Here is a 15,759-nt window from a genome sequence, read left to right as displayed (position 1 = left end):
CCATCACCCCGGACAGGAGCCCCCATGACAGCCCACGGAGCCCGCGCCGTCGAGCGGTGCCGTATTCTCGCGGATGGTCCTTTCAGCGAGACGCCGGGCAGTCTGTTCCGATTCTGGCTCGGTCCTGCCTATCAGCGCACCCTCGCACAGGTCGCAGAATGGATGGAAGAGGCTGGTCTCAGCACCCGTCTGGACGCTGCCGGGAGCCTTGTTGGCCGTTACGAGGGTCTTGTGCCGGGTGCTCCGGCCCTGATGATCGGTTCGCATCTCGATACTGTCCGTAATGGCGGTGCGTTTGATGGCAATCTGGGCGTCATGCTGGGGATCGAGCTTGTCTCCGCCCTGAAGGAAAAGGGCACTCGCCTGCCATTCGCCATTGAGGTCATGGGGTTCGGGGACGAAGAGGGGTCTCGTTTTGCCGCCCCCATGATCTGCTCCCGCGCCATGGCCGGGCTGATTGAATCCATTCCCGAAGACATGACGGATGCGTCCGGCGTGACCATGGCCGAAGCCATGCTCCGCTCTGGTCTCGACCCGGCGCGCCTGACCGAAGCCGCTCGTCGGCCGGATGAGCTGATCGCTTATATTGAGCCTCATATCGAACAGGGTCCGGCGATCGAAAGCGTGGACGGAGAAATCGGTGTTGTCACCGCCATCGCCGCCCAGACCCGCCACCGGGTGACCGTCACCGGCCAGTCCGACCATGCGGGCACGACGCCCATGACCATGCGTCAGGATGCCTTGACGGCGGTGGCTGAAATGATTCTTGCCGTTGAACGCAATGGTGGGGCCGGAGGGGCCACGCAGGTTGCCACGGTCGGACAGGTTGAGGTTGTGCCCAATACTTCGAACGTTATTCCGGGCGAAGTCCGCTTCTCGCTGGACATGCGCGCCGAAAACGACGCGGCGCGAGATGCGATGGTGAACGCCATCCGCGCGGATCTGCGCGCCATCGCGGCCAGTCGGGCTGTCGGCATCACGTTCGACACGCCGCAGATTTTGCCTGCCGCCGCCTGCGCGCCTGCACTGGTGGAGCGTTTGTCCCGGGCCGTGACGACCGTGACCGGCCGTCCGGCCCAACGCGTTCTCAGCGGTGCGGGGCATGATGCCATGGCCATGGTCGATCTGTGTCCGATGGGCATGCTCTTCATCCGCAGTCCTGGTGGCCTCAGCCATCATCCCGACGAAACAGTTCGTGTGGGAGACGTCGCGCTCGCCCATCGCGCCCTGCTTGCCTTCGTCAAGGAGTTCCAGTCATGAGCCAGCTTTCAACTTACGCACAGCTTGACCTGCCGTCCCGTCTGCTGATGGGTGCAGGCCCAACCAATGTCCATCCGCGCATCCTGCGTGCCATGTCCTATGACGTGATCGGCCAGATGGACCCGGAAATGACCGCCTATATGGACGAGGTCATGGCCCTGTATCGCGAGGTCTTCCGTACGAAGAACCACTGGACGCTGCTGGTGAACGGCTCGGCCCGGTCAGCCATTGAAGCAGCTCTGGTGTCTCTGGTCTCGCCGGGCATGAAGGTCGTCATTCCGCGTTTTGGCCGCTTTGGCCTGCTGCTGACGGAAATCGTCCATCGCTGTGGCGGTATTCCGTGCACGGTGGATGTGGAATGGGGAGAGGTTGTTGATCCGGCTCGCATCGAGGCCGCCATCATCGAACACAAGCCGGGTCTGGTCGCCTGCGTGCATGGTGACACGTCCACCACGACCGCCCAGCCGCTCGAAGAGATCGGCCGGATCTGCCGCAAGCATGACGTACTGTTCTATGTGGATGCCACTGCGACCCTCGGCGGCATGACGTTTGAGACCGATGCCTGGAACATCGATGTCGCTACGGCAGGGCTTCAGAAATGCCTGAACGGTCCTCCGGGTTCCGCGCCGATCACGCTGTCGGACCGTGCTGTCGCCGCCATTCTCAAGCGCCGCCATGACGAAGCCGGGATTGCGACCGGTCAGGAACAGGGGAGTGGGCCTGTCATCCAGTCGAATTATTTCGATCTGGCGATGCTCATGAACTATTGGTCTCCGGCCCGGATGAACCATCATACCGAAGCGACCTCCATGCTTTACGCCGCGCGCGAGACGGCGCGTCTGGTCGTGGAAGAGGGCGTGGAGGCCCGTGTTGCGCGTCATGTCAGGGCAGGACGCGCCATGGTCGCAGGTCTGCGGGCCATGGGGCTGAAGGTCTATGGCGACGACACCACCCGCATGAGCAATGTCACCGGCGTCTGGGTGCCGGATGGCGTGGACAATGCACGCATCCGCGAACTGATGCGCGACGATTTCGGGATCGAGATCGTCTCGTCCTTCGGTCCGCTGACCGGGAAAATCTGGCGCATCGGGGCAATGGGTCTCAACGCGCGCAAGGACAAGGTGCTCCTTACGCTGGCGGCGCTCGACTCCGTTCTGGCTGGCGAAGGCGTAGCGCTCAACCGTGGTGCGGGCGTGGATGCCGCCCGTGCTGCCTGGGACGCGGCCTGAGCAATTTTCGGGCCGGCAACTCTATCCGGAAGCTCTATTTTGGATGATTCTTCCGGCCTGAACCACTTTTCTTTCCGCCGCCGTCTTCCTTGTTGACCGTGGCCCAGGCGCGGCGCTCCGCTTCTTTTTCGGAGACACCACGCTTTTCGTAGCTCTCTTCGATATGCTCCGCTTTGCGCTTCTGTTTGTTGGTATAGGCTGACTTGTCCCCACGAGGCATGATCCTACCCTCCTGCATGAGATCCGGTCCTCATCTACGTCCGACCCCGGCACGCGTTCCCCGGGTCTTTGTCTCTACACAAACAGGTGTGAGGGCAGGGGAGCGGGGTTGATCAGAAGCTCGCATGGGGCGACCATCTCCGGACATATTTCCGGCCGGAGAACACGCAGAATGTCGCTCGTCTTTCATCACACGCCCGAACGCGCTGCCATCTGGCGAGAGAAATTCGCCAGCGCCCGGCCGGATATGCCGTTTCATGTCTGGCCCGAAACTGGCCCGAAAGAAGATGTCCGTTATCTTGCGGCGTGGAAGACGCCAGATGATCTCGGCACGCTTTTTCCCAATCTGGAAATCCTGTTCTCGCTGGGCGCGGGGATCGACCAGCTTAATCTCGCCAATATTCCTCCCGGCGTGCAGATCATTCGTATGGTGGAGAATAGCCTGGTTGAAGGCATGATCGAATATGTCCTGTGGGCGGTGTTTTCCTTCCACCGGGATATGTTCCGCTACGCCCGCCAGCAGCGGGAGCATGTCTGGAGCGGTTCGCATAACCGCCCTGCGCGGCTTTATCGCGTCGGCGTCATGGGGATGGGAGAACTGGGCAGCCCGGTTCTGGAGAAGCTCGTCTCTTTCGGGTACGAATGCCGGGGCTGGAGCCGCAGCCGCCGGGAAGTCGCGGGCGTGACATCTTTCGCCGGAGAGGCGGAGCTGGACGATTTTTTGGCTCAGACTGACATTCTGGTCTGCCTCGTCCCGTTGACGGAGGCCACGCGGGGCATTCTCAACAGCGCCCTGTTTTCGAAACTGCCGAAAGGCGCGTGCGTCATCAACTGTGGCCGCGGTGGCCATCTGGTTCAGGATGATCTGATCCCGGCGCTCGATAGCGGTCAGCTTTCACAGGCAGTTCTCGATGTCGCGACGCCCGAACCGCTGCCGCCCGAGCATCCGTTCTGGGATCATCCCCGCATTTTTCTGACCCCCCATATCGCCAGTGCCGCTCAGTCGGACAGCGCTGCTGAGGTCGTTCTGGCCAATCTGCGTCGCTACGAAGCGGGTGAGTCCATGACCGGCGTTATCGATACAGGGCGCGGTTACTGAAGATGCGGAACGGTTTTTGCATTTTCCGGCTTGCCAACCTTCAAGGGCTCGGTTAGAACGCGGCCACCTTGATGGGTGCGCCGGTGTAGCTCAGCTGGTAGAGCACGTCATTCGTAATGATGGGGTCGGGAGTTCGAATCTCTTCACCGGCACCATCAAGGTCTTCTCAAAATCCGGATCTGATGTTCCGTGTCCCGCCTGTCGGACACGGCAAGGGCTTTATGCTCCGGATCTTCACGATTTTTCAAAACATTGCAGATAAAACCGGCTTCCTCTGGGCAATTCGCCCGCAATGGGACTACGGTAAGTGTCGATATTCCGATGCAGAGGACTGTCCGAAGGAGGGCAGACTGTCAAAAGACGGCTCCCTGCGCTAGGTTAGGAGCCCGATGTCTGACCGTTTCCATAAACGACTGTGGCGTAACGCCGTCAGCTTTTCCCGCAGTCAGGAGCCTCACGCTTCCATCCACGCGGTGGAAGGGCTGCGTGAATGCCCGACCTGCGGCCTTTTCCAGCATGTTCCGCGCCTGAAGCCCGGTCATCTGGCGGAGTGCCTGCGCTGCGGCTGTCAGCTTGCCCGTCGTCGCAAGACATCCCTGATCGGCGCCCCTGCCGCCTTCTGCATTACGTCCGCCGCGCTTTACGCGACTCTCCTCATCAGTTCTCTCATGACGCTGAACGTTTATGGGCGCGAAAATACCGTCTCTCTCATGAGCGGTCCGATTGAACTCGGGCATCAGGGGTACGGCGCGATCGGCGTTCTCGTCGCGCTGGTAACGGTGCTTATGCCCGGCGTCATCATCGCCCTGATGGCAGCCATCCTGTACGGAGCCTCTCGCCCGCAGATGCCGGACTGGACCCCGCGTCTTCTCACCTGGTACGATCGCCTGCGCGGTTGGTCGATGGTAGAAGTCTATGTCCTCGGCGTGCTCGTGGCCTACACCAAGCTCGTTGACCTCGCGCTCGTCATCCTTCAGCCTGGCGTTTATCTTCTGGGTGGTTTGATGCTCAGTATGGCCGCTGTGGATTCGACGTTCGATGCCGAGCGGATCTGGCGCAGCCGCGATATCCGTCCCACGATCGAAGGCCATCAGGGACATCTTCTGGATGTTGCGCATCTGGATGCTCGCAATGGTGTTATTCCGCCCGCGGAAAACATGCTCTCCTGCCATGCCTGCGATCTGGTTCTGGCGTTTGATCATGCCGTGCCGCAGGAACAGGATATGGGCGACTGCCCCCGCTGCGGCCAGATTCTGCGTCGTCGCAAACCGCAGAGCCTTATCTCGGGCACTTGCCTTCTGGTGGCTGGGGTCGTGTTCTATCTGCCGGCCAATATCCTGCCGGTCATGACGTACACCAAGGTGGGGCAGGGTGCGCCCAGCACCATCATAAGTGGTGTGATCGAGCTGTGGAAGGCGGGGATGGTGCCGCTTTCCCTGCTGGTGTTGTTCGCGAGCATCACGGTTCCGGTTCTCAAGATCGTCGCCCTGTCCATCATGATCATCGGCACCCGGCTCCGCTCCCGCTGGCATCTGCGCAACCTCTCAAAGCTCTATCGGCTCGTCGTTATCATTGGCCGCTGGTCGATGATTGACGTTTTCATGATTTCCATCCTCGTCGCCGTTGTGCATTTCGGCTTTCTCGCCAATGTCACGGCTGATCCGGGGATGGTGTGCTTTGCTCTGGTCGTGATTCTGACCATTTTCGCGGCAGAGCTTTTCGATCCCCGCAGTATGTGGGATGCAGCCGGTCTTAACGGTGTGGTCGCACCGCCTCTGGCGAATGGGACGCCTCCGGAGACAGACTCTCTGACCGCGCCCGTTCCGCAGCTGCCTTCTTCTGACCCAAACGACATGGAGCCTGAACGCGCGTGAGCGATTCCCGAAACACCCGGGGGGAGCAGCCGGTCTCGCCCAAGGAAGCCCCGGTACGCCGTACCCGCTTCTCCCTTATTCTGCTGATCCCGGTGGTGGCCATCCTTATTGCCGGGTGGCTGGCGTGGGAGCATTTCGCCACGCGCGGTCCCGAAATCACCATCACGTTTGAAACAGCCGACGGTCTTACGCCGGGTCAGACGCAGGTGAAAAACAAGGCCGTGACGCTCGGCACTGTGCAGGACATCACCTTGAGTGACGATATGCAGCATGTCGATGTCACCGTGCAGATGAACGCCAACAGCGCCCATGTCCTCACCGATCACACCCGTTTCTGGGTCGTACGCCCGCGCATCAACGGCGCCAGCATTACGGGTCTCGATACGCTTTTCTCTGGCGCCTATATCGCTCTGGACCCCGGTACGGATGATGGCCACTACCAGAAGTTCTTCAAGGGACTGGAATCACCACCGGGCGTCCGATCGGACCAGCCAGGGGAGACGTTCTGGCTGGTGTCTCCATCGTTGGGCTCGCTCGGCCCGGGCTCGCCGGTTTTCTTCCGCGATCTTCAGGTGGGCGAAGTGCTCGGCTACACGATGCCGCCGGGGGGCAGAGGTCCGATCGTCATTCAGGCCTTCGTCAAGGCTCCTTATGACCACTATCTGCGTACGGACAGCCGTTTCTGGAACGTCTCGGGCGTTCAGGTCGGCCTTGGTGCGGGAGGGTTGAAGGTTCAGCTCAAATCGCTTCAGGCCCTGTTCTCTGGCGGTATTGCTTTCGGCTTGCCTGAGCAGCGCCTTGCTATTGATCTGCCCAATGCTCCCGCCAATTCCGTCTTCAAACTCTATGCCAGCGAAGCGGACGCCGATAACGCCCGTTATCACAAGCGTCTGCGGGTCGTGACTTACATCAACTCGTCCGTCAAAGGTCTGACGACCGGCAGTCAGGTCACGATGTTTGGTTTGCAGATCGGCACCGTTACGGATGTCCGACTCCTTCTCGAAGGCCCGACGAAATTGCCTCGTGTCCGCGTGGATATGGAGCTTGAGCCCGAGCGCATGCTGTCAAACTGGGATGACCGGATCGAGAACAGCAGGGATGCACCCGTCGAGAAATATCTTCAGGCCTTCGTTGCCGAAGGTCTGCGTGCCTCGGTCCAGAGCGCTAGTTTCCTGACCGGCGAATCGATGATCGCCCTGCAATTCGTCAAGGGGACATCTGCCACTACCCTGACTTATGAGGGCGATGTCGCCGTTCTCCCCAGCCAGGCTGGTGGCATGGATGGGATCATGGAGTCTGTTTCCACCATTACCGACAAGATTGCCGCAATGCCGCTGACGGAAATCGGTGGGCATGTGAACGATCTTCTGGCGCATGCGGATGGCCGTTTGAACAGTCCTGAGGTTACGCAGTCCCTCGCAGCCCTGCGCGATTCGCTCCAGAACCTGAACAAACTGACGAAAACCGCCAACCAGAACCTGCCGGAACTGATGAAGAGCCTTCAGACGACGATGAACAGTGCGCAATCAGTTCTGGGTTCTTATGGCGGAGATACGGATTTCCACCGCAGCCTTCAGGGTATGATCGTCCAGTTGACCCGGATGTCGCGTTCCTTGCGCTTCCTCACGGATTATCTGGACCATCACCCTTCCGCTCTCATTACCGGCCGCAGGAACTGAACCATGACACAGTCTTCGACGCCCCGCCTTCGTCTCCTGTCCCTGATGGGCGCTCTGGGGATGACAGGTCTTCTTGCGGCATGCAGCAGCGATCCGACGCTCTATACGCTGGCTCCTGTGCCCGGAGTGGCGCAGGCGGGCGGTCCTGTCGTGGTCGAGGTCCGGACACCCGTTGTTAGCGCACGGCTCGATCGTGATACGATTGTAAGGGCGAATGAGGATTATCAGACGCGCCTCGCCACAGGCACAAGCTGGAGCGAGGCACTTCCAGATATGGTGGGTCATACGCTGGTGAGCGATCTGGCCCAGCGCCTGCCGGGCACGACTGTTTTTGCCGAGAACGACGCGGTGAGCACGACTCCGTCGGCCTATGTCGAACTGACCGTCCGGAATTTCGAAGGCGACTCGGCCGGGCATGCGCTCGTGACGGGCACGCTATCGGTTCATCCGGCGGGGAAGATGATTGGTCCCGTGCTGACATCGCCTGTCGTCTGGCAATCGCAGGATATCGTGGCGTCCAATACGACAAAGCTGACTGCAGCTCTGAGTCAAGGTATTGCCGCGATCGCTGATCAGGCCGCTGAAAAGCTCCGTCTTCTTCCCCCCGTCACGAACTGACGGGAATCAGGAGAAGGCATCAACAACAAAAAAGGCTCCCGGAGAGGGAGCCTTTTTTGTTGGAAGAAGCAGCAGAATGAGAAGGGTCAGAGCTTCTCAACCTGTGTGAAGTCGAGATCCACAGGTGTGGAGCGACCAAAGATGGAGACGCTGACCTTGAGGCGCTGACGCTCGTCGTCGACGTCTTCGATCATGCCGCTGAAGGACGTGAACGGGCCATCGGCCACGCGAATCTGTTCGCCAATTTCGAAAGACAGGCTGGAACGAGGGCGTTCGACGCCTTCCTGGGCCTGCTTCATGATGCGGTCGGCTTCAGCCGCTGTAATGGGGGTCGGACGGTTGCGGGTTCCGAGGAATCCGGTGACCTTGGGAGTGTCCTTGACGAGATGCCAGGCTTCGTCCGTCAGTTCCATCTTGACGAGAACATAGCCCGGGAAAAACTTGCGTTCCGCATTCACCTTACGGCCGCGGCGCATTTCCGTCACGTCCTCGGAAGGAACAAGGATCTGCTCGAAATGATCGGAGAGGCCCTTCTGTGCAGCCTGTTCCTGAATATGACTCGCGATTTTTTTCTCGAATCCAGAATAGACATGCACAACATACCAACGCTTCGCCATGGTGCGAACCTAGCCTCCAACGCCAAAAAGTCCGCGGACGCCGAGGCCGATCACCTGGTCCACGATGAAGAAGAAGATGCAGGTCACGGTTACCATGGCCAGCACGGCACCTGACGTGATCAGGGTGTTGCGACGGGTCGGCCACGTAACACGCTTGGCTTCGGCGCGGACGTCACGGACGTAAGCGACCAGATTGAAGCCGGATCCGCTCTTTTGAGGCGCTGGTTTGCGCGACTCGTCTTTCCGGGTACTGACCGACACCATCGTCCTCGAATCAAGTGAAAATCCCGTTCCCGGTGTCGGGGAGGACATCCGGCGAAAAGGAGTGGCAGGGGCGGAGGGTCTCGAACTCTCAACCTCCGGTTTTGGAGACCGGCGCTCTAGCCAATTGAGCTACACCCCTATCGTCGAGCAGGGCGTCTTGCAACGTCATGCCAGCGACAGTGGCCGCAAAAGAGAATGTTCAGGAATAAAAGTCAAGTGCCCTGAACATCTTTGTTGTGGAATTTCTATTTTGGATTTTCCCCTCTTGCGGGTTCGACAGGAGATGGAGTAAGCACACTCCCAATCCGAGCGGGCGTAGCATAGTGGTAATGCAGTAGCCTTCCAAGCTTCTTAGGAGGGTTCGATTCCCTTCGCCCGCTCCAGATTTCCAGAAAATTCAATCCCTGCATTCACTGCCACTGGCAGGGAATATGCGATGGTTTTGCGTCTCCAAACTGGAGAACCTGAAGTGCCACTGCTGTGTCACCAACATTTCCGGATAAATGTCCTTTGGGATCCGAACCGTGAGCGATTGGCGCCACGTCCTCGCTGAGCAGGATGTCTCCTGGATTGAGTTCGACGCTGGTTCCGTCCATGGCCTTGACGAAATAGATTCCCGAAAGCGGCACGATCCACTGGACCTGGTGGCTTTCGCTCCATCCGCTTTTCCAATGTGGGGGCTGAACGCGCAGTGTCACGGTCGTCGGTCCGTCATGAGAACTGCTGAGCATCACCTTCTCGCCATCTGGGGTGAGGGAATCCTCATGGAATGTCGACATCTTGCACTTGGTCAGATGTGTGGTCCCCTGCGGGTCGGTCCAGTTGTCCCAGTAAGCAATGGTAGGGAAAGAGGGTTTGTCCTCGATGGATGCCGCATGAGCCGCTGCGCCCAGTACAGGAACGGACAGGGCGCCGAGTAGGGAAAAAAGGCGCTTGTGGATGGACATCGGATCTCCGTTGTTTGCGGTTATGGGGGCTTGATGAGTGTCCTGCGCGGAAGACCCTGCGGGAGCGTGCAGCGGGTCGGGAAAAAATCCGCCGGAAAGCCGCTGTGAAGCGCCCGTCATGCCAGTTTGGCAGCATAAAACGCAAACCCTCGTCATGATCCTTCTGTCTGACGGGTCTATTTGCGATCCTCTTGGTTGCGCAGGGCTGGGACAGCGTGCTAGAGGCGGCCCCAAGTGGAGGACCGGGTTTCAGACGAATCCTGCGCAGGGACGTCTATGCCCGGTCCGGACAGTTTTGATGCAAGGGACCGGATAAGCCGGTTCCGGCCGCACTCTGCGGCGGATTTAGTGAGACGGAACACGCGTGTGACGGTGACACAGGTGCCGCAGGTTGGACAGACAGGGGGCTTGGCCCAGCGCTACGCCCGTGCGCTCTATGATCTTGCTTCGGAACAGGGAAATCTTCCCGATGTTCTGGGTGAAGTGGAGGCGCTGCGTGCCGCCATTTCTGAAAGCGATGACCTGCGGAAATTTCTGGCTGATGCCCGGATAGACATCCGCCAGGGCCAGACGGTTTCGAATGTCCTGATGTCGAAGCTCGGCTTTGGAGACGTCCTGCGCCGGTTTGTTGGCGTTGTCGCTGACAATCGTCGTTTGCCTGATCTTGCATCCATTCTGGACGGTGTTCTGGCGCTCGATTCCGCCCTGCGTGGCGAAGTTGTGGCCGAAGTCCGCTCCGCACAGCCTCTTAACGACACGCAGCGCAGCCAGCTTCAGGCTCGACTGGCCGAAGCCGGCTACAGCCGCGTGTCCATGACCGAACATACGGACGCTGCTCTTCTTGGTGGCATGACCGTACGCATCGGTTCCACACTGTTTGACACTTCGATCGCCGGGCGCCTGACCCGCCTGCAGAACGCCATGAAGGGAGCCGCGTGATGGATATCCGTCCCGCCGAGATTTCGGACATCCTCAAGCAGCAGATCGCGTCGTTCGACCAGGTCGAGACCGTTTCCGAGACGGGTACGGTCCTGTCCATCGGCGACGGTATCGCCCGCGTCTACGGCCTGAACAACGTCATGGCCGGTGAAATGGTCGAGTTCGAAGGAACCGGCCTCAAGGGCATGGCCCTGAACCTCGAGGCCGATAATGTCGGTGTGGTTCTGTTCGGCGATGGCGACGGTATCCGCGAGGGCGACACCGTCCTGCGTACGAAGTCCGTGGTTGAAGTTCCGGTCGGCAAGGGCCTGCTGGGACGCGTGGTTGACGGTCTGGGTAACCCGATCGACGGTCGTGGCCCGCTGACGGACGTTGAATACCGCCGCGCCGAAGTGAAGGCACCGGGCATCATGCCGCGCCAGTCGGTCAGCGAGCCGATGCAGACGGGCATCAAGGCCATCGATGCCCTCGTCCCCATCGGACGTGGCCAGCGTGAGCTGATCATTGGTGACCGCCAGACGGGCAAGACCGCGATCCTGATCGACACCATTGTCGCCCAGAAGCCGGTCAATGCTGAAGGCGATCCGAAGAAGTCCCTGTACTGCATCTATGTCGCTATCGGCCAGAAGCGCTCCACGGTGGCCAACCTGGTTCGTACGCTGACCGAACATGGCGCGATGGAATACTCCATCGTTGTTGCTGCAACGGCCTCCGATGCGGCTCCGATGCAGTATCTCGCACCGTACACGGCCTGCGCCATGGGCGAGTATTTCCGTGACAATGGCATGCATGCTCTCGTGTGCTACGACGATCTGTCCAAGCAGGCTGTGGCTTATCGCCAGATGTCGCTGCTGCTGCGTCGTCCGCCGGCTCGTGAAGCGTTCCCGGGTGACGTGTTCTACCTGCACTCCCGTCTTCTGGAACGTGCGGCCAAGATGTCCGATGCCAATGGCGGCGGCTCTCTGACGGCTCTGCCAGTCATCGAGACGCAGGCTGGTGATACGGCAGCTTACATCCCGACCAACGTGATCTCCATCACCGACGGTCAGATCTTCCTTGAGACGGACCTGTTCTACAAGGGCATCCGTCCGGCCGTGAACGTCGGTGGCTCCGTGTCCCGCGTGGGTTCCGCAGCCCAGATCAAGGCGATGAAGCAGGTTGCCGGCAAGATCAAGCTGGAACTGGCACAGTATCGTGAAATGGCTGCGTTCTCGCAGTTTGCTTCCGATCTGGATGCCGCAACGCGCAAGCAGCTTGATCGTGGTGCCCGTCTGGTCGAACTGCTGAAGCAGCCCGAGACGTCCCCGCTGCCCGTCGAAGAACAGGTTGTTGTTCTTTACGCCGGTACGCGTGGCTATGTTGATCCGATCGCCGTGGACAAGGTTGTGGCCTACGAAGCCGCTCTCCTGTCCGAGCTGCGCGGTGCGGGCTCTGACATCCTGACGGCCATTCGTAATGACCGCCAGATCAAGCCGGAGACGGAAGGCAAGCTCAAGAAGCTGCTCGAAGCATTCGGCAAGCGCTTTTCGGCCTGAGGATAGCCCATGGCTTCGCTGAAGGAACTGCGTGGACGGATCACGGGCGTCAAATCGACGCGCAAGATCACGAACGCGATGAAAATGGTCGCAGCCTCCAAGCTGCGACGCGCCCAGATGCAGGCCGAAGCGGCTCGCCCCTATGCCGACGCCATGCGTCGCATGATGGCTGAGCTGGCGACGGCAACCCGTGGGGAAGACGCGACAAGCCTGCCGCGCCTTCTCGCGGGAACGGGCAAGGACCAGACCCATCTTGTGGTGGTGCTGACCTCTGACCGTGGCCTTGCTGGCGGCTTCAACGCCAATATCGTCCGCAGTGCCCGTCAGCTGGTCGATACGCTGGTATCGGAAGGCAAGACGGTCCGCATCCTGCCGGTCGGCCGTAAGGGGGCAGATATCCTCGTGCGTCACTATCCGGACATGATCGTTGATCGTCTAGCCGGAACCGAAGGCAAGGATGTCGGGTTCGACAAGGCTACCGACATCGGAAGCCGGATCGCGGCAATGCTGGAAGCGGGCGACATCGACCGCTGCACGCTGGTCTATAACCGCTTCCTCAATGCCATGACGCAGGTTCCGGTGCAGGCGCCTCTGGTTCCGCTCGCGGTTCCAGAGAACGATAATGCCGTTCTCGATGCCGACACTGCCCAGTACGAATTCGAGCCGGACGAAACGACGCTTCTGACGCAGCTTCTGCCGCGCAATCTTCAGGTCCAGATTTTCTCGGCTCTGCTAGAAAGTGCTGCTGGCGAGCAGGGCGCGCGCATGACCGCAATGGACAATGCCAGCCGCAACGCGAGCAAGGCCATCGACCGTCTGTCGCAGAAGTATAACCGTACGCGTCAGGCCAACATCACCAACGATCTGATCGAAATCATCTCCGGCGCAGAAGCCGTTTGAGATCACGCAGGAGACGAATTTGATGTCTGAAACCCTTACCCCTTCTGCCGGAGCTGCCAACAACGTGGTCGGCCGCGTTACACAGGTGCGTGGACCCGTCGTGGACGTGCAGTTCGAAGGCGATCTTCCCTTCATCCTGAACGCCCTGCATGTCCAGAACGGCGATCACACGCTGGTTCTCGAGGTTGCTCAGGAAATTGGCGAGCGTCAGGTCCGCTGCATCGCCATGGACACGACCGATGGTCTGGTTCGCGGCTCTGAAGTGCGTGACACGGGCACGCAGATCATGGTGCCTGTCGGACCGGCAACGCTCGGACGTATCCTGAACGTCGTTGGCGAGCCCATTGACGATCGTGGTCCGATCCACAGCGAACTGCGCTTCCCGATCCATCGTCAGGCTCCGTCTTTCGAAGAGCAGGCGGCTGCGTCCGAGATCCTCGTGACCGGCATCAAGGTCGTCGATCTGCTCTGCCCGTACCTTAAGGGTGGTAAGATCGGTCTGTTCGGTGGCGCCGGCGTCGGCAAGACGGTCATCATTCAGGAACTCATCAACAACATCGCGAAAGCCCATGGCGGCGTGTCCGTCTTCGCTGGTGTCGGTGAGCGTACGCGTGAAGGTAACGACCTGTATTTTGAAATGCAGGACGCAGGCGTCATCAAGATCGCCGAAGACGGCTCGACCGAGGGTTCCAAGGTTGCGCTGGTCTATGGCCAGATGAACGAGCCGCCGGGAGCCCGTTCGCGCGTCGCCCTGACGGGTCTGTCGCTTGCTGAGTACTTCCGTGACGAAGAAGGTCAGGACGTGCTGTTCTTCGTGGACAACATCTTCCGCTTCACGCAGGCCGGTTCCGAAGTCTCTGCACTTCTGGGCCGTATTCCGTCCGCAGTGGGTTACCAGCCGACGCTGGCTACCGAAATGGGCGCCCTGCAGGAGCGTATCACGTCCACGAAGAAGGGCTCCATCACGTCTGTCCAGGCCGTGTATGTCCCCGCCGACGATCTGACCGATCCGGCCCCCGCCGCGACATTCGCACATCTTGACGCAACGACGGTTCTGAACCGTTCGATCGCGGAAATGGGCATTTACCCGGCTGTCGATCCACTGGACTCCACGTCCCGTTCGCTCGATCCGAAGATCGTTGGTGAAGAGCACTATCAGGTCGCCCGTCAGGTTCAGCAGACGCTCCAGACTTACAAGGGTCTGCAGGACATCATCGCGATTCTTGGAATGGACGAGCTGTCCGAAGACGACAAGAAGATCGTTGGCCGCGCCCGTCGCATCCAGCGTTTTCTGTCCCAGCCGTTCCACGTGGCTGAAGTCTTCACAGGCGCACCGGGCAAGCTGGTCTCGCTGGAAGACACGATCCGCTCCTTCAAGGCTGTTGTGGCTGGTGAGTACGATCATCTGCCGGAAGGTGCCTTCTACATGGTCGGTGATATCGACGAGGCCATCGCGAAGGCCGAGAAGATGAAGCAGGAGGCCTGATCCGATGCCGCTTCGCATCGAGATCGTCAGCCCGGAAAAGCGCCTTGTCGAACGTGAAGTCGACATGGCCGTGGTCCCGGGCATGGAAGGCGATATTGCGGCCATGCCGGACCGCGCACCGCTGATGCTTCAGCTGCGGGGCGGCGTTGTGGCCCTTTATCAGGGCGACAAGATCGTGGACCGTTACTTCGTGACGGGCGGTTTTGCCGATATGGGCGCAGATCATTGCACCATTCTCGCGGATTCCGCCCAGCTCATGAGTGAGTTGTCTGTGGACGAGGCCAAAGCCCGTCTGCGGGATCTGGAAAGCCGTTGGGCCGAAATCGGTCCGAACGACGTCGATATGCATGACCAGATCAGCCGCGAACTTCAGTCTGTTCGTGCTGAACTGGAGGCCGTTCAGGATCGTAGTCCGGTCTAAAGGGTCTTTTCAGATCAGGTTTGCAAAAACCCGCTTCATCGTAAGGTGAAGCGGGTTTTTCTTTGCCATTTTTTCCAAGGTTCTTTTTCCGCAGACATGACTCCGTGCTCAAACAACAGGCGTATTATCCGGGCCTGTATAGGAGCTCTTGGAAAGTGAGGACCTGGCTGACTTATTTTCAACGCCTAATGCCTACGGGTCTATCCCGCAGGCAAGAGAGGGCTTTCTCTCCAAGAACGCTGTGCGAGGCGTAAGACGCTTCTCGGGGAACCCGGCAGATGTTGAAAAAGCGCCGTTTAGGTGCTTTTTTCATATTTTTATTATTTTGGTTTGTGAATGGATTATGGGGATAAGTTGGATTTGCGAGGGATTTTTGGGTGTTGGGAGTGTGAGTAAGTGCGAGTCTGATTCTATTTGACACTATGGGGTGTCCCCCGTATAAGCCCGTTCACCGACGCAGCGGGGCTCACCTGAGGGGCTCTGGAGTGGCGGGGCAGATGGTCTTTGAAAATTGAATATGGAATTGGAAGGGATATGTTGGCGGCGTTTTGGTGCTGGTGATCTGGGATTAAGTTCCTGGGTCTAAGTATCGGGATGTTGGTTGATGTATTCTTTAATTAGATGCTTCGAATAGCCTAACGTTTTTGATATTTGGGTTTGTGGGATTGAACC

General features: G+C 59.5%; 15 protein-coding genes and 3 tRNA genes. 13 read left to right on the top strand and 5 right to left on the bottom strand.

Annotated elements, in window-relative coordinates:
* The first annotated feature begins 24 nt into the window (after positions 1-24).
* Positions 25-1,260: an allantoate amidohydrolase gene (locus HKD21_RS10740; protein WP_194255700.1), complete on the top strand. Its 1,236-nt coding sequence runs from the start codon at positions 25-27 to the stop codon at positions 1,258-1,260.
* On the top strand, positions 1,257-2,489 hold the full coding sequence (locus tag HKD21_RS10735; RefSeq protein WP_194255699.1) for a pyridoxal-phosphate-dependent aminotransferase family protein: 1,233 nt from the start codon (positions 1,257-1,259) through the stop codon (positions 2,487-2,489). The genes HKD21_RS10740 and HKD21_RS10735 overlap by 4 nt, the downstream gene beginning before the upstream one ends.
* 34 nt (positions 2,490-2,523) lie before the next feature.
* On the opposite strand, the gene HKD21_RS10730 is transcribed toward HKD21_RS10735, so the two are convergent.
* Entirely contained in the window at positions 2,524-2,709 is a 186-nt protein-coding gene (locus tag HKD21_RS10730; protein WP_194255698.1) for a hypothetical protein, read from the bottom strand.
* A gap of 171 nt (positions 2,710-2,880) precedes the next feature.
* Between HKD21_RS10730 and HKD21_RS10725 the strand changes: the two genes are divergently transcribed.
* The 5 genes from HKD21_RS10725 to HKD21_RS10705 all read left to right on the top strand — a co-directional run bounded on the left by HKD21_RS10725 (position 2,881) and on the right by HKD21_RS10705 (position 7,978).
* A complete protein-coding gene (locus tag HKD21_RS10725) occupies positions 2,881-3,807 on the top strand; it encodes a 2-hydroxyacid dehydrogenase (protein WP_194255697.1) in 927 nt (308 codons plus the stop codon).
* A 79-nt stretch (positions 3,808-3,886) separates the two neighbouring features.
* A tRNA-Thr gene (locus tag HKD21_RS10720) sits at positions 3,887-3,962 on the top strand.
* 234 nt (positions 3,963-4,196) lie between these two features.
* Positions 4,197-5,681, top strand: a complete 1,485-nt coding sequence (locus HKD21_RS10715; RefSeq protein WP_194255696.1) for a paraquat-inducible protein A — start codon at positions 4,197-4,199, stop codon at positions 5,679-5,681.
* The gene (locus HKD21_RS10710) at positions 5,678-7,360 is read left to right on the top strand and encodes an MlaD family protein (protein ID WP_194255695.1); all 1,683 of its coding nucleotides are present in this window, start codon (positions 5,678-5,680) and stop codon (positions 7,358-7,360) included. Before HKD21_RS10715 ends, HKD21_RS10710 begins: the two co-directional genes overlap by 4 nt.
* A 3-nt stretch (positions 7,361-7,363) precedes the next feature.
* On the top strand, positions 7,364-7,978 hold the full coding sequence (locus HKD21_RS10705; protein WP_194255694.1) for a PqiC family protein: 615 nt from the start codon (positions 7,364-7,366) through the stop codon (positions 7,976-7,978).
* 86 nt (positions 7,979-8,064) lie between these two features.
* Here HKD21_RS10705 and nusG read toward each other — a convergent pair whose 3' ends face one another.
* From nusG to HKD21_RS10690, 3 genes are all read right to left on the bottom strand, one after another.
* Positions 8,065-8,595, bottom strand: coding sequence for a transcription termination/antitermination protein NusG (nusG, locus tag HKD21_RS10700; protein ID WP_099286087.1), 531 nt, complete (start codon positions 8,593-8,595; stop codon positions 8,065-8,067).
* A gap of 9 nt (positions 8,596-8,604) precedes the next feature.
* On the bottom strand, positions 8,605-8,859 hold the full coding sequence (gene secE / locus HKD21_RS10695; protein ID WP_228121365.1) for a preprotein translocase subunit SecE: 255 nt from the start codon (positions 8,857-8,859) through the stop codon (positions 8,605-8,607).
* A gap of 62 nt (positions 8,860-8,921) precedes the next feature.
* A tRNA-Trp gene (locus HKD21_RS10690) sits at positions 8,922-8,998 on the bottom strand.
* Between the two features lie 170 nt (positions 8,999-9,168).
* On the opposite strand from HKD21_RS10690, the gene HKD21_RS10685 reads away from it, so the two are divergent.
* Positions 9,169-9,242, top strand: a tRNA-Gly gene (locus HKD21_RS10685).
* A 27-nt stretch (positions 9,243-9,269) separates the two neighbouring features.
* Here the strand turns inward: HKD21_RS10685 and HKD21_RS10680 are convergent.
* Positions 9,270-9,806 carry a cupin domain-containing protein gene (locus HKD21_RS10680; RefSeq protein WP_194255693.1) on the bottom strand — a complete coding sequence of 179 codons (537 nt, stop codon included), beginning with the start codon at positions 9,804-9,806 and terminating at the stop codon, positions 9,270-9,272.
* A 366-nt stretch (positions 9,807-10,172) separates the two neighbouring features.
* On the opposite strand from HKD21_RS10680, the gene atpH reads away from it, so the two are divergent.
* The 5 genes from atpH to atpC are packed head-to-tail and all read left to right on the top strand — an operon-like array spanning position 10,173 to position 15,087.
* A complete protein-coding gene (atpH, locus tag HKD21_RS10675; protein WP_194255692.1) occupies positions 10,173-10,745 on the top strand; it encodes an ATP synthase F1 subunit delta in 573 nt (190 codons plus the stop codon).
* Positions 10,745-12,280 (top strand): F0F1 ATP synthase subunit alpha, encoded by a 1,536-nt coding sequence (gene atpA, locus HKD21_RS10670; RefSeq protein WP_194255691.1) that lies wholly within the window; start codon positions 10,745-10,747, stop codon positions 12,278-12,280. Before atpH ends, atpA begins: the two co-directional genes overlap by 1 nt.
* A gap of 9 nt (positions 12,281-12,289) precedes the next feature.
* Entirely contained in the window at positions 12,290-13,180 is an 891-nt protein-coding gene (locus HKD21_RS10665; protein WP_194255690.1) for a F0F1 ATP synthase subunit gamma, read from the top strand.
* A 22-nt stretch (positions 13,181-13,202) separates the two neighbouring features.
* Positions 13,203-14,666 (top strand): F0F1 ATP synthase subunit beta, encoded by a 1,464-nt coding sequence (atpD, locus tag HKD21_RS10660; protein ID WP_194255689.1) that lies wholly within the window; start codon positions 13,203-13,205, stop codon positions 14,664-14,666.
* 4 nt (positions 14,667-14,670) lie between these two features.
* Positions 14,671-15,087 carry an ATP synthase F1 subunit epsilon gene (atpC, locus tag HKD21_RS10655; RefSeq protein WP_194255688.1) on the top strand — a complete coding sequence of 139 codons (417 nt, stop codon included), beginning with the start codon at positions 14,671-14,673 and terminating at the stop codon, positions 15,085-15,087.
* Positions 15,088-15,759: the final 672 nt, after the last annotated feature.

The sequence above is a fragment of the Gluconobacter cerevisiae genome (assembly GCF_015244675.1).
Classification (GTDB): domain Bacteria; phylum Pseudomonadota; class Alphaproteobacteria; order Acetobacterales; family Acetobacteraceae; genus Gluconobacter; species Gluconobacter cerevisiae.
The sequence above is the reverse complement of the archived record's forward strand: the minus strand, read 5'-3'. Positions and strand labels throughout refer to the sequence as shown.

Excerpts from the sequence above, each read along its gene's own strand:
- HKD21_RS10740 (WP_194255700.1), top strand. The coding sequence starts at position 25 with ATGACAGCCCACGGAGCCCGCGCCGTCGAGCGGTGCCGTATTCTCGCG.
- HKD21_RS10735 (WP_194255699.1), top strand. The coding sequence starts at position 1,257 with ATGAGCCAGCTTTCAACTTACGCACAGCTTGACCTGCCGTCCCGTCTG.
- HKD21_RS10730 (WP_194255698.1), bottom strand. The coding sequence starts at position 2,709 with ATGCCTCGTGGGGACAAGTCAGCCTATACCAACAAACAGAAGCGCAAA.
- HKD21_RS10725 (WP_194255697.1), top strand. The coding sequence starts at position 2,881 with ATGTCGCTCGTCTTTCATCACACGCCCGAACGCGCTGCCATCTGGCGA.
- HKD21_RS10715 (WP_194255696.1), top strand. The coding sequence starts at position 4,197 with ATGTCTGACCGTTTCCATAAACGACTGTGGCGTAACGCCGTCAGCTTT.
- HKD21_RS10705 (WP_194255694.1), top strand. The coding sequence starts at position 7,364 with ATGACACAGTCTTCGACGCCCCGCCTTCGTCTCCTGTCCCTGATGGGC.
- nusG (WP_099286087.1), bottom strand. The coding sequence starts at position 8,595 with ATGGCGAAGCGTTGGTATGTTGTGCATGTCTATTCTGGATTCGAGAAA.
- secE (WP_228121365.1), bottom strand. The coding sequence starts at position 8,859 with ATGGTGTCGGTCAGTACCCGGAAAGACGAGTCGCGCAAACCAGCGCCT.
- HKD21_RS10680 (WP_194255693.1), bottom strand. The coding sequence starts at position 9,806 with ATGTCCATCCACAAGCGCCTTTTTTCCCTACTCGGCGCCCTGTCCGTT.
- atpA (WP_194255691.1), top strand. The coding sequence starts at position 10,745 with ATGGATATCCGTCCCGCCGAGATTTCGGACATCCTCAAGCAGCAGATC.
- HKD21_RS10665 (WP_194255690.1), top strand. The coding sequence starts at position 12,290 with ATGGCTTCGCTGAAGGAACTGCGTGGACGGATCACGGGCGTCAAATCG.
- atpD (WP_194255689.1), top strand. The coding sequence starts at position 13,203 with ATGTCTGAAACCCTTACCCCTTCTGCCGGAGCTGCCAACAACGTGGTC.
- atpC (WP_194255688.1), top strand. The coding sequence starts at position 14,671 with ATGCCGCTTCGCATCGAGATCGTCAGCCCGGAAAAGCGCCTTGTCGAA.